At 44.8% G+C, this 15,282-nt stretch carries 10 protein-coding genes, 21 tRNA genes and 1 rRNA gene; 2 read left to right on the forward strand and 30 right to left on the reverse strand.

All coding sequences use genetic code 11. From position 1 onward, the window contains the following. Positions 1–53 precede the first annotated feature (53 nt). Positions 54–821: a TraR/DksA C4-type zinc finger protein gene (locus tag J7E35_RS14600; RefSeq protein ID WP_214780900.1), complete on the forward strand. Its 768-nt coding sequence runs from the start codon at positions 54–56 to the stop codon at positions 819–821. Positions 822–1,064: 243 nt separating this feature from the next. Here J7E35_RS14600 and J7E35_RS14605 read toward each other — a convergent pair whose 3' ends face one another. From J7E35_RS14605 to J7E35_RS14615, 3 genes are all read right to left on the reverse strand, one after another. Further along, a complete protein-coding gene (locus J7E35_RS14605; RefSeq protein WP_214780901.1) occupies positions 1,065–1,514 on the reverse strand; it encodes a hypothetical protein in 450 nt (149 codons plus the stop codon). A 15-nt stretch (positions 1,515–1,529) separates the two neighbouring features. Then, positions 1,530–1,973, reverse strand: a complete 444-nt coding sequence (locus J7E35_RS14610) for a DUF2243 domain-containing protein (protein ID WP_214780902.1) — start codon at positions 1,971–1,973, stop codon at positions 1,530–1,532. A 161-nt stretch (positions 1,974–2,134) separates the two neighbouring features. Further along, on the reverse strand, positions 2,135–3,034 hold the full coding sequence (locus J7E35_RS14615; protein ID WP_251040995.1) for a cupin domain-containing protein: 900 nt from the start codon (positions 3,032–3,034) through the stop codon (positions 2,135–2,137). 131 nt (positions 3,035–3,165) lie between these two features. On the opposite strand from J7E35_RS14615, the gene J7E35_RS14620 reads away from it, so the two are divergent. Next, a complete protein-coding gene (locus J7E35_RS14620; protein WP_214780903.1) occupies positions 3,166–4,038 on the forward strand; it encodes an EamA family transporter in 873 nt (290 codons plus the stop codon). 248 nt (positions 4,039–4,286) lie between these two features. Here J7E35_RS14620 and J7E35_RS14625 read toward each other — a convergent pair whose 3' ends face one another. The 27 genes from J7E35_RS14625 to rrf all read right to left on the reverse strand — a co-directional run bounded on the left by J7E35_RS14625 (position 4,287) and on the right by rrf (position 15,093). Then, on the reverse strand, positions 4,287–6,689 hold the full coding sequence (locus tag J7E35_RS14625) for a glycogen/starch/alpha-glucan phosphorylase (protein WP_214780904.1): 2,403 nt from the start codon (positions 6,687–6,689) through the stop codon (positions 4,287–4,289). Further along, positions 6,679–8,130, reverse strand: coding sequence for a glycogen synthase GlgA (gene glgA, locus J7E35_RS14630; RefSeq protein WP_214780906.1), 1,452 nt, complete (start codon positions 8,128–8,130; stop codon positions 6,679–6,681). The genes J7E35_RS14625 and glgA overlap by 11 nt, the downstream gene beginning before the upstream one ends. After that, positions 8,127–9,155 carry a GlgC family sugar phosphate nucleotidyltransferase gene (locus J7E35_RS14635; RefSeq protein ID WP_214780908.1) on the reverse strand — a complete coding sequence of 343 codons (1,029 nt, stop codon included), beginning with the start codon at positions 9,153–9,155 and terminating at the stop codon, positions 8,127–8,129. Before J7E35_RS14635 ends, glgA begins: the two co-directional genes overlap by 4 nt. 22 nt (positions 9,156–9,177) lie before the next feature. After that, positions 9,178–10,326 carry a glucose-1-phosphate adenylyltransferase gene (locus J7E35_RS14640; protein WP_251040996.1) on the reverse strand — a complete coding sequence of 383 codons (1,149 nt, stop codon included), beginning with the start codon at positions 10,324–10,326 and terminating at the stop codon, positions 9,178–9,180. Continuing rightward, the gene (gene glgB / locus J7E35_RS14645) at positions 10,244–12,202 is read right to left on the reverse strand and encodes a 1,4-alpha-glucan branching protein GlgB (RefSeq protein WP_214780910.1); all 1,959 of its coding nucleotides are present in this window, start codon (positions 12,200–12,202) and stop codon (positions 10,244–10,246) included. Before glgB ends, J7E35_RS14640 begins: the two co-directional genes overlap by 83 nt. Positions 12,203–12,780: 578 nt before the next feature. Continuing rightward, positions 12,781–12,852: transfer RNA gene (locus J7E35_RS14650), tRNA-Glu, on the reverse strand. Between the two features lie 3 nt (positions 12,853–12,855). After that, positions 12,856–12,946 (reverse strand) — tRNA-Ser (locus J7E35_RS14655). 7 nt (positions 12,947–12,953) lie between these two features. After that, positions 12,954–13,028 (reverse strand) — tRNA-Asn (locus tag J7E35_RS14660). Between the two features lie 13 nt (positions 13,029–13,041). Then, a tRNA-Ile gene (locus J7E35_RS14665) sits at positions 13,042–13,115 on the reverse strand. A 3-nt stretch (positions 13,116–13,118) separates the two neighbouring features. Continuing rightward, a tRNA-Gly gene (locus tag J7E35_RS14670) sits at positions 13,119–13,192 on the reverse strand. A gap of 6 nt (positions 13,193–13,198) precedes the next feature. Next, positions 13,199–13,274 (reverse strand) — tRNA-His (locus J7E35_RS14675). 38 nt (positions 13,275–13,312) lie between these two features. Continuing rightward, a tRNA-Phe gene (locus tag J7E35_RS14680) sits at positions 13,313–13,385 on the reverse strand. A gap of 147 nt (positions 13,386–13,532) precedes the next feature. Then, positions 13,533–13,608, reverse strand: a tRNA-Asp gene (locus tag J7E35_RS14685). A gap of 42 nt (positions 13,609–13,650) precedes the next feature. Next, positions 13,651–13,724: transfer RNA gene (locus J7E35_RS14690), tRNA-Met, on the reverse strand. A gap of 22 nt (positions 13,725–13,746) precedes the next feature. Continuing rightward, a tRNA-Ser gene (locus J7E35_RS14695) sits at positions 13,747–13,839 on the reverse strand. A gap of 19 nt (positions 13,840–13,858) precedes the next feature. Continuing rightward, positions 13,859–13,935: transfer RNA gene (locus J7E35_RS14700), tRNA-Ile, on the reverse strand. 39 nt (positions 13,936–13,974) lie between these two features. Further along, a tRNA-Met gene (locus tag J7E35_RS14705) sits at positions 13,975–14,051 on the reverse strand. 22 nt (positions 14,052–14,073) lie between these two features. Beyond that, positions 14,074–14,149, reverse strand: a tRNA-Ala gene (locus J7E35_RS14710). 14 nt (positions 14,150–14,163) lie between these two features. After that, a tRNA-Pro gene (locus J7E35_RS14715) sits at positions 14,164–14,240 on the reverse strand. Between the two features lie 17 nt (positions 14,241–14,257). Continuing rightward, positions 14,258–14,334, reverse strand: a tRNA-Arg gene (locus J7E35_RS14720). A gap of 25 nt (positions 14,335–14,359) precedes the next feature. Beyond that, a tRNA-Leu gene (locus tag J7E35_RS14725) sits at positions 14,360–14,448 on the reverse strand. Between the two features lie 10 nt (positions 14,449–14,458). Next, a tRNA-Gly gene (locus J7E35_RS14730) sits at positions 14,459–14,533 on the reverse strand. Positions 14,534–14,570: 37 nt separating this feature from the next. After that, positions 14,571–14,655, reverse strand: a tRNA-Leu gene (locus J7E35_RS14735). Between the two features lie 38 nt (positions 14,656–14,693). Continuing rightward, positions 14,694–14,769 (reverse strand) — tRNA-Lys (locus tag J7E35_RS14740). Positions 14,770–14,776: 7 nt separating this feature from the next. Next, a tRNA-Thr gene (locus J7E35_RS14745) sits at positions 14,777–14,852 on the reverse strand. Between the two features lie 39 nt (positions 14,853–14,891). Further along, positions 14,892–14,967, reverse strand: a tRNA-Val gene (locus J7E35_RS14750). A gap of 10 nt (positions 14,968–14,977) precedes the next feature. Beyond that, positions 14,978–15,093 (reverse strand): 5S ribosomal RNA (rrf, locus tag J7E35_RS14755). Positions 15,094–15,282: the final 189 nt, after the last annotated feature.

A 15,282-nucleotide genomic window follows, 5' to 3' on the forward strand; every position in this document is an offset into this window, starting at 1 on the left:
ACGAGCGGGTATTTAGTACGTATGACACGAATCAAAACTAAGGATGTGTAATCATGCTGACAAATGACCAGCTTACCCAATTGAAGCAAACCCTTATAGATGAAAAAGAAACACTTATTTCGCAAATAGATAACAATGAAGAGGAAGGTTATCTGGAAGGCAGCCAAAGGGAGGCAACCGGAGAGCTTTCTTCATACGATAATCACCCTGCTGACAGCGGAACAGAACTGTTTGAGCGAAGCAAAAATCTCGCTTTGGACGAGCATTTTGATGGCCAGATGGAAAAAGTGGAAAATGCGCTGAAGGCTATTGAAGATGGTACGTACGGTAAATGCGCAGAGTGCGGTAAGGAAATTCCTTTTGAACGACTGGAAGCAGTTCCGTATACTTTATATTGTGTTGAGCATTCCACAGAACAAACTCTTTCAAATGACCGCCCAGTTGAAGAGGAAGTTCTGGAATATACTCACGAAGCAGATTTCGACCGCAGACAAAACGAAGAAATGGCCGATAACAGGAACAGCTTTAATGATGTAGCTGAATTCGGTACATCTGAAACACCATCTGACCTTACCGGTGATCATGAAGATTATAATAAGCTCTATATTGATAATGAAAAAGAACGAGGGTTCACAGAAGACTTCGAGTCTTTCAGCGCCACAGATATCGAAGGTGATGACCGCCATGTTTTCCAGAGTGACAGCGAAGAGGAATACGAAGAAATGCTCGACGAAGCCGACATGGAGTCCGAGTTGGGTGATATCCCTTATAAAGAGGGAGATAGTTATATCAATGATGATAAGAAAAAAAATAACGAATAGACAACGGCCTCAGTTCGATTTTATGGACTGAGGCTTCGTTTTGCAGTCGATTTAAACTCATTTGGAAAATAAGCGCAACATTAAAAACCATTGAAGACCTGAAATTTTATTTTTTAAGAAAACATGGCATCAATAACCTCTATTGGATACCTAAATTTCTATTTTTTTGAAAATCAGGGCACCAATAAGCCCGCCTGGCAAAATTAATTGAATCTCTCTGCTAAGTGGATGGGATTCTTCAATTCACTTTCCGTTTTCCACAACGACACTGCTGCTAATTGGCATCCCTCTATAAGCCAATGCCCCGTGATTGTTTGAAATGAGTGTAACCATAATTTCGTTGTCACCTTTTTTCAAAGTGTCCAAATTATAAAAATGTCCGTACAGCCGATTGATTTTTTTGCCGTTCACATAAATATGGGCATGGCCCTCGTTAAAACTAGGATCATCGCTCCCTACCTTTTCTGGAGCGAACCTAAAATGAGTAGTATCAACACTTAATAACCATGTGCCTGACATGTCCTGGGTGACGTTTAAATTCACTGATGGTACTTGGTAACCCTCTGGAATTTCAACATAGTCATGCTGCATATGGTTCGCTGAATAGGGATTGTGCTCATTATTACTTGTAAAATAAAGAAAGAACACAATGAACGGTATAAAAAAAACTAAAAAACTCTTCCACCTTTCCAATTCTGCATCCCACCTTTACGCATCTTGTTCCAGCCGCTTAATCATCAATCCGATGACCACTAACAGAGCACCAATCGCCAAAAATGCCAGGTCGTACATCAGAGGGTTATCTGCCAATGGCTTGACTCGATGCACTTGCAGAATATGATGATCAATAATTCCTTCAACGAGATTGAACGCTCCCCCGCCGATGAATATCCCTCCCAGGAATATTCTCCAACTGGAGCCAAGCTGATTTTTCCGAGCATCCTGAAAGATTTTCACACCGCCCCAGAGGAGCTTCGCAGAAAACAATGCGGTAAATAAGCCGTCTGTAAAAATCTCCAGCTGAATATTGTCGCTAAGAACCATATGGTGCCACTGGAGCAGCTGGTGGAACACAATTCCATCTATCGCGCCCAGTAATCCTAAGCCCAGGATCAATCCGGCAATGAATAAATTCTTATTTTCTTTTTTCAAAAAAACACCCTCTTAGAGAATTTCATACTATCTCGATTAGTGCCCAAAAATTCGCGATATTATACGGCAAAACAAAAAAAGATTGGAGAGCATTCTCCAATCCTATTGGAGAGCATCCACCAATCCTATTGGAGAGCACTCTCCAACCTCGTTACCACTATTTACTCCGCTTCCATCGCATCTGCTTTTGTTTCGTGGACAGTTCCGAATGGATGCTCAGGCGGTGCATAGATTACATATACTTTTAGCTTTGTATCGCCGATATTTGTCACGTTATGCCATTTTCCCTCAGGAATCAAAATGGCAAAGTCATCAGAGACCCTCGCTTCAAAATCGAGGTTATCTTTGCTGTCCCCCATTTGTACGAATGCTTCTCCTTCTTCTACTCGGATGAATTGGTCACCGGTTTCATGAATCTCCAGTCCAATATCATCACCGATATCAATATTCATAACAGTCACTTGCAGGTTCTTCCCCGTCCAAATGGCAGTCCGGAATGTTTCGTTTTGCAGGCTTGCTTCTTCGATATTTATAGTAAATGGCTCATTCCCAATATCTGTTAATTGTATGCTTCCTTCTTGCCTTAAACAGCCAAATCTTGTTGCATGCTCGATTTCATCTGCAAATGCCCTAAAGAAGACATTACCTACCGGAAGATATTGAGTCAGCAAGTAACTATTACGATATTCATGATAATCTTCGACTTCTGCTTCATATGCCTTTTGCAAACCTTCCTGATAAGACCGGAAATCCACTTGTTCAATCTGATACTGCGGCGATTGTCCCGTTAGTGTGACAAACAGGTCGGTAAATTGCTTTAAGTGAACTTGCTTATCCTCCAAAGCCTGCTGTATCGCTTTCTTATGCCTTTGATTTGGGGCAAATTCCGCCAGGCGACCGTAAAAATCAACTGCTGAAGCTTCTCCTTTTATTCCAGCAAGCAGCGCTTCAAGAACTTGCTGATGGCTATTTTGGCTCGATCTTGCCATAAAGTCTGGGCTATATACACTTGAGTAGGCATTTGGATAGGAATAGGATGGAACGTTATACAAATTGCTCATTCCCTTCACAGGTTTTATCAACCCATCCTATGCCCAATGCCCAGGAAACGTACATTGTTCGAATTATGGACAAGAATATTCCTGCTGCAGAATCCCAAACTAAGAGTACTTTTTAGAAATGGAGTTAAACGATGAGTATTATTCTAGCCTTACTGGCCGCGTTATTTGCTTCCTTTACTGCCATTCTCGCTAAAATCGGAATCGAGGATGTCGATTCAAATCTGGCAACTGCCGTCAGAACGATTGTAGTCGTCATCATGGCCTACGTTATGGTCTTGATAACCGGTCAAACGGAAAACATAATGGAAGTATCAACAAAATCATTCATTTTCCTTGTGCTCTCTGGATTGACGACGGGTCTTTCCTGGCTTGCGTTTTTCAAAGCAATCCAGATCGGGGATGTTTCCAAAGTAGTACCGATCGATAAGGCCAGTGTCGTATTGACGATCCTGTTATCATTCATCGTATTAAGGGAGCCTGCAACAATGCCAGTTGTGGCTGGTGGGGTCATTATATCTATTGGAACCTTTGTACTGATCGGAAAAGACAAAAAGAAGAAGAAGCAGAGGAAGAAGGTTTTCAATACCAAATCATATATTTTTCTCGCCATCATATCAGCAGTCTTCGCCGCCCTGACCAATATCCTCGCTAAAATAGGAATTGAAGATGTTGATTCGAATGTGGCCACGTTTATCAGAACAGTGGTGATCATTATTTTTGCCTGGGGAATTGTGTTTTTCCAGGGGACTGTGAAGCAGCTCAAGAGAATCTCCAGGAAATCCTACATATTCCTAATCCTGTCTGGCGCAGCAACTGGCTTCTCATGGTTATGTTATTTCGCAGCACTGGCAATCGGCAAAGTAAGCATCGTCAATCCAATTGATAAATTCAGCGTCGTATTGACGATGATCCTGAGTTTCATCATTTTAAAAGAAAAACCAACCAAATCCACCATTGCAGGTGCTGTACTGATCACGATAGGAACTGCGTTGTTGATTTTATAGAGGGGATGAATAGTGATTGATGCTATTATAGTGCTTTTCTGGTTCGCGCTGACCTCTTTTTTAGCTTATAGAATCTTTCTATGTGCCCTTTTGGCGTTAACACGACTTCATTTGGCCTAAAGAACTTTTCTATGTGCCCTTTTGGCATTCCCCAACCTTAATTGGGCCTATAGAATTCCCGTTAAGCTTTCAATCCATAGAAATTAGCAAAAAGGGCCAAATCGTCCAACGATCTGACCCAATGCTGCTTAAACTTTTAAAGCTGATTGTACCTTCCAGATTTGCTCGGCATACTCCATAATGGTCCTGTCACTGGAAAAATAACCTGACTTAGCTATATTAACAAGGCTCTTCTGCAGCCAAGCGTTTCGGTCCAAATAACTCCGGCTGACATCCTGGTGTGCCTCTGCATATGAAGCAAAGTCCCGTAAAACAAAATACTGGTCGTTATGGCCGAGCAGCGTGTCAAAGATTTCATTAAAATGGTTTTCTGTATCCGGGAAGAATCCATTGACCAGCTGATCGACCACTCCCCGGATCCTCTCATCATGGTGATAATATTCGAGTGAATGGTAGCCGCCATTGTTCTGGTAATCCAGAACTTCCTCTGCGGTCAACCCGAATAGGAAGATATTCTCCCTGCCGACCAAGTCGGTGATTTCGACATTGGCGCCATCAAGTGTTCCAAGTGTCAAAGCACCGTTCATCATGAATTTCATATTCCCTGTCCCGGAAGCTTCTTTGCTTGCGGTTGAGATTTGTTCACTGATATCCGCTGCCGGAAAAATTTCCTCTGCCAGAGATACCCGGTAATTTTCAAGGAAAACAACCTTAAGCTTGCCATTCGTTGCCGGGTCATTGTTCACCTTGTCAGCAACACTGTTAATGAGTTTAATCACCTTTTTGGCAAAATAGTAACCAGGTGAAGCCTTTGCCCCGAAAATAAAGGTACGCGGATACAGGAGTGCTTCAGGATCCTTTTTCAAAGCATTATAAAGATGCATGATGTGCAGGACATTCAGCAGCTGCCGCTTATAAGCGTGAAGCCTTTTTACCTGGACGTCAAAAATTGATTCCGTATCAACCTGAATCCCTGTCTTATCCAAAATCCTCTTCGCCAGACGGGCCTTGTTTGCCTGCTTAATTCCGTGCAGCTTTTCAAGAAAAGCAGAGTCATCCCTAAACCGCATTAACTCCTCCAAATTTTGAGGTGAAGAGACCCAGTCACTACCAATGGCCTCTGTAATCAATCCGGACAAGCCAGGATTCGCTTTCAGCAGCCAGCGGCGGTGGGTGATTCCATTTGTCTTATTATTGAAGCGGTCAGGATAAAACTGATAAAACAGGTTCATCTCACGGTTTTTCAGGATATCGGTGTGAAGCTGTGCAACCCCATTGACACTATGGCTCCCGACAATGGCGAGCGGCGCCATCCGCACCTCGTCATGAGCGATGATCGCCATGCCCTCAACCCTGGCCCAATCTCCTGGATACTGATCCCAAACCTGCTTGCAGAAGCGCTCATTGATTTCCTCGACAATCATGAAAATGCGCGGAAGCAGCGGCTTGAAGATTCGGATCGGCCATCTCTCCAGTGCCTCAGCCAGTGTCGTATGGTTCGTATAGGAGAGCGTCTGGACGGTGATATCCCACGCATCGTCCCAGCCAAGGCCTTCCTCATCCATCAAGATCCTCATCAGCTCTGGAACGGCAATCGCCGGGTGAGTGTCATTAATATGGATACTTACATAATCGTGGAACTCTAGCAAACTCTTATTCTTCTTTTTAAAAGATTTCACGATCGCCTTTAGACTGGCGGCGACAAGGAAATATTGCTGCTTGAGGCGAAGGATTTTCCCCTCATCATGCGTGTCATCCGGATACAAAAATTCAGAAACTGACTCAGTATCCTTCTTGTATTTAAAAATATCCGCGTTTGCCGGGAACCTTGATGGCTCTGCATTCCAAAGCCTCAATGTATTTACAGTCTGCGTCTCATAGCCGATGACAGGCAGGTCATATGGTACTGCCATGATTGTCTCAGCGTTCAGATGCCTGAAAACAAGCCGGCCATTCTCCATCCTGCTTTCGATTTCACCCCAGAACGGGACCTCGACTGCATCATCCGTTTTGCGTATTTCCCAGACATGACCATGCCTTAGCCATTGCTCAGGAAGCTCCACTTGATAGCCATCCACTATTTTCTGCTCGAATAGACCGTGTTTATAGCGGATTCCACAGCCATGTCCTGGCAGGTCGAGAGAAGCAAGGGAATCAAGGAAGCAGGCAGCCAGGCGGCCGAGACCGCCATTGCCAAGCCCGGCATCCGCCTCGATTTCCTCCAGTTGATCCAGCTCAATGCCCAGCTCCCCGAGCCCTTCGCAGACCACTTTTTCCACTCCTAAATTAATGAGGTTATGCCTCAGAAGCCGGCCCAGCAGGAACTCGATCGATAAGTAATAAACCTGCTTTTTCGCGCCGGTACGATATAGTTCATTTGTCTTAATCCAATCAGAACTTACATGCTCCCTGATCATATGCCCGAGAGTCTGGAACTGCTCCCGGCTCGTGCTTTCTTCAAAGCTTGTTCCAAACATCATCTCGAGTTTTTTCAAGAAAGAATTTTTGAATTGGGGAACACTAGAAAACATGCGATTCACTCCTTGAGATGAGATCGGAATATAATTCTTCGTACTGTCTGGCAGACTGTGCCCAACTGTAGTCTGTCTCCATAGCATTTTTCGCCAGCTTAAGCCATTTTTCGCGCTCATGGTAAAAAGACAGCGCCCTTTCAAGCGTAAACAGCATGTCATGGGCGTTAAAGTTTGCAAAGGTAAATCCATTGCCTTCATCGTTAAATTCATTGTAAGGCTGGACAGTATCGTTCAGGCCCCCAGTTTCTCTTACAACAGGAATGGACCCATAACGCATCGCGAGCATCTGGCTTAGCCCGCAAGGTTCAAACTTGGAAGGCATCAGGAACAAATCGGAGCCTGCGTAGACTTGATGGGCCAATTTCTCATCAAAACCAATGTATACTCCGCATTGCTCAGGGTATTGCGCTGACATTTCCCTGAAAAATTGCTCAAACTCAGGGTCACCAGTTCCCAGCACGACGAGCTGCATTCCAGTCGCCATGATTTCATGGAATACTCCCCTGACCAAATCGAGACCCTTCTGCTTCGTCAGCCTTGTGATCATCGCCACAACAGGGATCTCCTCGTTTTCCGGCAAACCGAACTCCCGCTGAACTTGAAGCTTATTTTCGACTCTTCTTTCGAGTGAGTCCACTCCGAAATTGGCGAGCAATCCAGGGTATGTTTCAGGGTCGTATAAATCGTGATCAATCCCATTTAAAATCCCGGATAAGTCCTCGCTTCTTTTCCGCAGAATGCCATCCAGCCTTTCACCATAAAAATCGGTCTGGATTTCCACCTTGTAGGTAGGACTGACAGTAGTGATATGGTCTGCAGCAATTAAGGCTGCTTTCATGAAGTTGGTGTTCCCGAAAAATTCCAACTGCTCTTCATTGAAATAACGGTTGTCAATCTGCAGCAGGTCCCCCAATACCTCTGGAGGGAAAATTCCCTGGAACTGCAGATTATGAATCGTGAACACGGACCTGATCAATCCGTATCCGGGCCGCTTATAGTACTCAGTCCTCAGTAAAAATGGAATCATCCCTGTATGCCAATCATGGCAATGGATCACATCAGGGTAAAATTCGGTTTCTGCGATAAATTCAAGCACAGCCCTGTTAAAAAACGCAAACCGTTCCCCATCATCATAATGCCCGTAAAGACTATCGCGCTTAAAATAATACTCATTATCTACAAAATAGAAAGTAACACCATCGTGCTCAAGAGTTTCAATGCCGCAATATTGTGAGCGCCAGCCTAGCTGCACATTATACTCTTTCACTTTCTTCATGTCAGAGCGGAATTGCTCGGGAATCAACCCATATTTCGGCAAAATCACCCGGACATCCGTCCCCAGCTTTTTCAATTCCTTGGGAAGTGATCCCGCTACATCCGCCAGTCCGCCTGACTTGATGAACGGAACACATTCCGATACGGCAAATAAAACCTTCACGAGCTGCTCCCCACTCCCTGGACTGTACCCTTGCGGATGACAGCCGGTGACTCTGCTGGCGCTGTTATCACTGTCCCTTCTTCGATTCTTGCATCCTTATCAACAATCACTGAATCCAATAGACAATTCTCCTTAATTTGTGTCTTCTGCATGATGATGCAATTGCGGATCACGGTACCTTTGCCGATTTTTACCCCGCGGGCAATAATGCTGTTTTCCACCGTCCCCTCGATCATTCCGCCATTGGCAACCATTGAATTCCGTACGGAGGCGTCCACATCATAACGGGTCGGCGGCTCATCCTTTACCTTGGTCAGGATTGGCCTTTCTTTCGGGAATAACTCTTTCCAAACATCAGGCTTCAGCAGATCCATGCTGGTCTTGAAATAATTTTCAATCGTATCAACCATTGAAGCATAGCCTTCAAAATTGTAATAACAGAGATGGAACTGGCTATCGAGATCAGTCACTACATCCCTCATATTCGAATAGCCAGTTTCATTGCGCGTCAAGACCAAATCCATCAACAATGTCTTTTTTACGAGGTATATGCCCAGCGATTTCCCATCCTTCTGCACCTCGGCGATGTCGCAGCCAGATTTAATATGCCAATCAAGCAGCGGCTGGAAATCCATATTGAATACCGTATAGGAATTCGAAATCAAAGCATACTCCTGGGTACTCCGTTCAAAGAAGTCTATGTTGTCAGCAAAGTGGTCAAGCGTGCCGATTCCTGTATAATGTTTATCCAGGTTAGGGGCAGGGAAGAAAAATAGTCCATCCCTTTTCCGGTTAAGATCCCAGTTCCTGCCTGACCCTAAATGGTCCATCAGCGACCTGTATTGAAATTTAGGAAAAATAGCCACACTCTGGATTCCTGAGTTGACCATATTGGAAAGGATAAAATCAATCAGCCTGTATCGCCCGCCGAATGGGATGGCTGCCACTGACCGATGAACGGACAGTTCCTGGAGATCATCGTGGACAGTTGTCGCATCTATTACTCCTAATAATTGTTTGTTCATTTCTTTTTCCTCCCGAATCGGTTCAATTGGATTGCAATTCTCCGATTGTTTCTTCAGATACTAGTGTAATGTCATTTACGCTCTCGCCCGGCCTGATGATTGTTCCATCCGGAACATAGACTCCTGGGGATACAATCGCCTTTTCAATCACACAGTTGTGTCCGATAACAGCATCCGGCATGATTACGGTTTCCTTTACAACCGCTCCCTTTTTTACGGTCACTCCCTGGAAAACTACCGTCCTGGAAACTTCCCCTTCGATTTTGCACCCCTCATTGACCAGCGACTCTGACACTCCGCCTTCTGGACAAATATATTGAGGCGGCTGGTTAGGGTTCACAGAGTAAATACGCCATGAATGATCAAAAAGATTCAATTCGCAGTCCTTATCCAATAAATCCATATTCGCTTCCCAAAGACTTTGAACAGTCCCTACATCTTTCCAGTAGCCTTTAAAAGGATAGGCAAATAATTTAATATTTTCTTCGATTAACAGAGGAATGATATCCTTGCCGAAATCATGGCTGGATTCAGGATTCTGGTCATCTCTTATCAGATATTCCCTTAATACGCTCCATTTAAAAATATAAATCCCCATCGAAGCCAGATTATTTTTCGCCACATCAGGCTTTTCCTCAAATTCAGTAATCCGCAGGTCAGAATCCGTGTTCATGATCCCGAAACGATTCGTCTCTTCCCATGGCACTTCAATGACGGAAATCGTCACATCGGCCCCTTTTTCAATATGATGTTCGAGCATCAATTCATAATTCATTTTGTAAATATGGTCACCGGAGAGAATCAACACATATTCCGGATCATACTGGTCAAGATAATTCAGGTTCTGGAAAATCGCGCTTGCCGTGCCTGAATACCACTTTACTTCGGAACTTTCAGCATAAGGCGGCAGAACCGTCACACCGCCATCCTTCCTGTCGAGGTCCCATGCGCTCCCAATGCCAATATAAGAATTGAGCAGGAGCGGCTGGTACTGCGTCAATACACCCACTGTATGGATTCCAGAGTTCGTGCAATTGCTTAAAGGAAAATCAATGATCCGGTATTTGCCTCCAAAAGGGACAGCTGGCTTAGCGAGATTCTTCGTCAGCGAGTGCAGCCGGCTTCCTTTTCCTCCTGCCAACAGCATTGCTACGCATTTCTTCTTTTGCATGATTGTTTCTCCCCTTTCTTTTTATAACAGGACGTAAAACTGAGATTCCGAATGGAGAAATACTCATCTCTATAGAATATGGCCTTCCATGGAAGGCTATTTCTTCCGCTTTCAAAACTTTTTTGTTTATTACACCTGACCCGCCAAAGCCTGCAGCATCACTGTTCAAGATCTCACGATATTCGCCATTCTTTGGGACACCAATTCGATAGTTGCTATATACTTTCTCAGTAAAGTTGCATACGATGACTAGAATTTCTTCAGGATTCTTTCCTTTTCTGATAAAAGAAAAAATTGACTGTTCCCGGTTATCAGCATCGACCCATTCAAAGCCTTCATAGCTTTGATCAACCTCATACAACGGTTTTGACCGCTTATACAATTTGATAAGTTCCTTATTGAAATGATTCAGCTTCTCATGCATTTCATAATCGAGCAGATTCCAGTCAAGCTGTTCCCTGTCCTTCCATTCCGAAAACTGCCCAAATTCAGTCCCCATGAATGTCAGCTTCTTTCCGGGATGCGCAACCATGAACCCGAGCAATAGTCTAAGCTGTGCGAACTTTTGCCAGTAATCGCCCGGCATCTTATCAAGAAGCGATTTCTTCCCGTGAACAACCTCATCATGTGAGAATGGCAGGACAAAGCTCTCTGAAAAAGCATAAAGCAGCGAGAAGGTAACTTTATCATGTATATGCTTCCTGTTATGGGATTCTTCCTCCATATACTTCAAAGTGTCATTCATCCATCCCATGTTCCACTTGTATGTAAAACCCAGGCCGCCATACTCCACGGGAGCCGTCACCTGCGGCCAGTCAGTCGAGTCTTCGGCAATCATCAATGCCCCTGGCTCAAAATCTTTTACCGCTTTGTTCAGCTTCTTTAAAAACTCCACTCCATACTGGTTCGCTGCCTGGATTGAATTAGGCCAGTAGATGATATTGGCCACCGCATCAACCCTGAAGCCATCGATATGATACTTTTCGAGCCAGAAAAGCGCACTCGAAATCAAAAAGCTCTGGACCTCCGTTTTTCCAAGGTCGAAATTGGCTGTTCCCCACACCTGGTTCTCACGATCATTCTCCCGCTCATATTCAAACACATAGCTGCCATCAAATTGGTACAGGCCGTGCGCATCTTTGCAAAAATGGCCCGGAATCCAATCAAGGATGACTCCAATGTTGTTTTGATGGCACATATCAACAAAATACATGAAATCATGAGGCATTCCATATCGGCTCGTAACTGAAAAATAACCTGTGGATTGATAGCCCCAGGAGATGTCGAGCGGATGCTCAGTTAGTGGCAATAATTCAATATGTGTGTATCCATGCGCAACAATATAAGGGATCAATTCATCAACAAGCTCACGGTATGTAAGGAACGAACCATTATCATGCTTCTTCCAGGAACCCACATGAAGCTCATATATAAACATCGGCTCGTCGAGGGTAGTCCGCTTTTCACGCTTTTGCAGCCACTTCTGGTCATCCCATTTGTAGCCATCCAATGAGTAGACGATCGAAGCCGTATTCGGCCTTACTTCCGAGAATAATGCATAAGGGTCAGACTTTAGTCTTTGCTCACCTGATGCTGTCACAATCTCATATTTATAAATGGCACCGGTCAAATCACCATCTAGAGCGAGCTGCCAGACCCCCTCCTGATTGACTTTATGAAACTCATATCCATTCCCATCCCAATTATTAAAATCCCCTGCAAGCCTTACCTGCATCGCCTTAGGAGCCCACACACAAAATCGAGTATATGTTCCAGTTCCAGTTTTAATGACATGTGCCCCAAATAAATTGTAGCTCTGGAACAGGTTGCCTTCATGGAACAAATGCAATTCAAACTCATTAGGATTAATCACCATTGCCCTCCACCTGCCTTTGTAAAACTTAAAAAACTCCCTATTTCAGTAGTATTCTAGTTACCAGAAGGAATTCCTTGTAAATATTTTTTTAATATTTCGACAATAGTTCTCAAGAACTCTCCCCATTCGACAAATGCACGTAAATGACAGCGCTTTAATGTACTAAATCTTCCAATTACGCGAAATTTGGAGAACGAAAGTTGAAATTGAATAATGATTCATTATTAAGATTAGTTGAATTTATTAGGTTTGATAGAGGAAATAGGAGAAAAATTGTTATTGATTAATAACGTTTTCAACCTGCGTTCCCTTTCATGCTGGGGTATCGCTCGTTGGGGAATTGATACACGGTTAGCCTAACGCTTGACGGGCACATACTCCTTAAATGAGCGTAGTACGCTTTCAAAAAGTTTTAAGGAACCATATTCACTTTTATCTAATCATAATCTGATTCTCATACACATTACGCGAATATCCACTAGTCTATTATTTGAAAACTAGCTAGATATAGGAGAGGTGCATTTTCTTATTCTAAAATAAAAAAAAGCCGTTAGCATAAATGCTAACAGCTTCCCTTATGACCCCTACGGGATTCGAACCCGTGTTACCGCCGTGAAAGGGCGGTGTCTTAACCGCTTGACCAAGGGGCCTTATGGCGGAGAAGGAGGGATTTGAACCCTCGCGCCGGTTACCCGACCTACACCCTTAGCAGGGGCGCCTCTTCAGCCTCTTGAGTACTTCCCCATAAAAATGGCTCCGCAGGTAGGATTCGAACCTACGACCGCTCGGTTAACAGCCGAGTGCTCTACCACTGAGCTACTGCGGAATAATATAAAAAATGGGCCTAAGTGGACTCGAACCACCGACCTCACGCTTATCAGGCGTGCGCTCTAACCAGCTGAGCTATAGGCCCTTATGGAGCGGGTGAAGAGAATCGAACTCTCATCATCAGCTTGGAAGGCTGAGGTTTTACCACTAAACTACACCCGCAAAAAATGGGGCGACTGATGGGAATCGAACCCACGAATGCCTGAACCACAATCAGGTGCGTTAACCACTTCGCCACAATCGCCATATTTATAATTAAATTTTAATTGAAATTAAATAAGGTGGCTCAGGACGGAATCGAACCGCCGACACAAGGATTTTCAGTCCTTTGCTCTACCGACTGAGCTACTGAGCCACTATAATATTGCATCCTAAACTTTTACTGGTTTAGGTCCTTTGCTCGAATGACCTTCGGTCTTTCTCGCAAGTTGCCGCAGAAGCTTATTCGATGATGTGAGCAACTTGCTCTACCGACTGAGCTACTGAACCACTAAAATAAAAATGGCGGTCCCGACCGGGATCGAACCGGCGATCTCCTGCGTGACAGGCAGGCATGTTAACCGCTACACCACGGGACCAGGATCTTTTCAAGTGCAGTACTTGAAAAGAACTTAATTTGATTGCGGGGGCAGGATTTGAACCTGCGACCTTCGGGTTATGAGCCCGACGAGCTACCGGACTGCTCCACCCCGCGACGATAATATTTAATAAGATAATGGAGGAGGTAGAGGGATTCGAACCCCCGCGCGGTGTTACCCGCCTGTCGGTTTTCAAGACCGATCCCTTCAGCCAGACTTGGGTATACCTCCGTATGAACATCAAGTAAAATGGTGGACCTTGTAGGACTCGAACCTACGACCGGACGGTTATGAGCCGTCTGCTCTAACCAGCTGAGCTAAAGGTCCAGGATATCCTAGATTGAATAGGTTCAACCAGATTAAAATTGGTAGCGGCGGAGGGGATCGAACCCCCGACCTTACGGGTATGAACCGTACGCTCTAGCCAGCTGAGCTACACCGCCAAAGTATTTTGTTAAGATTATATGGTGGAGCCTAGCGGGATCGAACCGCTGACCTCCTGCGTGCAAGGCAGGCGCTCTCCCAGCTGAGCTAAGGCCCCATATTTAGAAAGCATGGTCGGGAAGACAGGATTCGAACCTGCGACCCCTTGGTCCCAAACCAAGTGCTCTACCAAGCTGAGCTACTCCCCGATAAAGAGAAAATATAGTGGCGCGCCCGAAAGGAGTCGAACCCATAACCTTCTGATCCGTAGTCAGACGCTCTATCCAATTGAGCTACGGGCGCATATTTAGTACATTAGCTAACTTGGTGGTGCCGAGGACCGGAATCGAACCGGTACGGTAGTCACCTACCGCAGGATTTTAAGTCCTGTGCGTCTGCCAGTTCCGCCACCCCGGCTTAAGAACTATGGAGCGGAAGACGGGATTCGAACCCGCGACCCCAACCTTGGCAAGGTTGTATTCTACCACTGAACTACTTCCGCATTATATAGAAAGTTATTTTACTGGCGTAAAAAAATTTGGTGCGGGTGAAGGGAGTCGAACCCCCACGCCTTGCGGCGCCAGATCCTAAGTCTGGTGCGTCTGCCAATTCCGCCACACCCGCATATTAGATAATGAATTTTCACTGTTGTGAAAAAAACTTGGTGAGCCATGAAGGACTCGAACCTTCGACCCTCTGATTAAAAGTCAGATGCTCTACCGACTGAGCTAATGGCTCGTACAAATGGTGCCGGCAAGAGGACTTGAACCCCCAACCTACTGATTACAAGTCAGTTGCTCTACCAATTGAGCTACACCGGCATGGTTAATGTAGATTACTTTTACTATGTGAAAAATTTATGGTGGAGGATGACGGGATCGAACCGCCGACCCTCTGCTTGTAAGGCAGATGCTCTCCCAGCTGAGCTAATCCTCCATTTGAAACTGCCCGGCGACGTCCTACTCTCACAGGGGGAAACCCCCAACTACCATCGGCGCTGAGAAGCTTAACTTCCGTGTTCGGTATGGGAACGGGTGTGACCTTCTCGCCATCGTCACCAGACATTTTTTAAAGACAATATCTATTATACTGGCTTTAAGTTATTTTGCAAGAGAAATTTTAAAAGAATTTTACTTTGAAAATATCTTTATTCCCTCAAAACTAGATAATGTTGTAAGAAGAATTCAAGAAGAACGAGTAATCAATTTGGTTAAGTCCTCGAACGATTAGTATCAGTCAGCTCCACACGTC

It is taken from the genome of Bacillus sp. ISL-45 (assembly GCF_018613195.1).
Taxonomy (GTDB): Bacteria; Bacillota; Bacilli; order Bacillales; family Cytobacillaceae; genus Mesobacillus.

Coding starts and splice junctions, on each gene's coding strand:
- J7E35_RS14635 (WP_214780908.1), bottom strand. CDS start 9,155: ATGAACAAACAATTATTAGGAGTAATAGATGCGACAACTGTCCACGAT.
- J7E35_RS14620 (WP_214780903.1), top strand. CDS start 3,166: ATGAGTATTATTCTAGCCTTACTGGCCGCGTTATTTGCTTCCTTTACT.
- J7E35_RS14625 (WP_214780904.1), bottom strand. CDS start 6,689: ATGTTTTCTAGTGTTCCCCAATTCAAAAATTCTTTCTTGAAAAAACTC.
- J7E35_RS14640 (WP_251040996.1), bottom strand. CDS start 10,326: ATGCAAAAGAAGAAATGCGTAGCAATGCTGTTGGCAGGAGGAAAAGGA.
- J7E35_RS14600 (WP_214780900.1), top strand. CDS start 54: ATGCTGACAAATGACCAGCTTACCCAATTGAAGCAAACCCTTATAGAT.
- glgB (WP_214780910.1), bottom strand. CDS start 12,202: ATGGTGATTAATCCTAATGAGTTTGAATTGCATTTGTTCCATGAAGGC.
- J7E35_RS14615 (WP_251040995.1), bottom strand. CDS start 3,034: ATGAGCAATTTGTATAACGTTCCATCCTATTCCTATCCAAATGCCTAC.